The organism is Corynebacterium sp. MSK195 (genome assembly GCF_030228885.1).
In the GTDB taxonomy this organism is placed as follows: domain Bacteria; phylum Actinomycetota; class Actinomycetes; order Mycobacteriales; family Mycobacteriaceae; genus Corynebacterium.
In genome coordinates this window covers 1-472 of the sequence record NZ_JASPGT010000056.1, presented here as the reverse complement: position 1 = coordinate 472, position 472 = coordinate 1, and the positions used below count along the sequence as shown (strand labels likewise).

General features: G+C 44.7%; 1 rRNA gene. It reads left to right on the top strand.

The features are described 5' to 3' along the window. Nucleotides 1-65: ribosomal RNA gene (locus QP909_RS11780) — 16S ribosomal RNA — on the top strand; the annotation flags it as partial. Nucleotides 66-472: the final 407 nt, after the last annotated feature.

Genomic DNA, 472 nt, shown 5'->3' with positions numbered 1-472 from the left:
CGGCGATTGGGACGAAGTCGTAACAAGGTACCCGTACCGGAAGGTGCGGGTGGATCACCTCCTTTCTAAGGAGCTTTTATTTGTTGGGTGCAGTTGCACCCTTGGTTGGTTGAGTATGCGAGTGTCATGCTGCCAACTTTTATTGTTGAAAAATTGTCCGGGTGAAACACACACCTTATGAGACATGACCAAGTGTTTGAATGGCGCTTTGTGACACACGTTGTCCATGCACAGTGAAAAGTAATTGTTTGTATGTTGGTGCATTGTTGGGTGTCTGGGGCATTATTCCCCTTTTTGTGCCTGACCATTATGTCTGCTGACGCGTTTGGTGTTGGTGGAGTGTGGTTGGGGTGTTGTGTGAGAACTGTATAGTGGACGCGAGCATTAAACACACCAGATGGATTGCTTTTTGTGGTTTGTTTGTGTGTGTTTGTGTGATTTCTTTTTTCTTTAATCAATTTTTTGTCAAGTT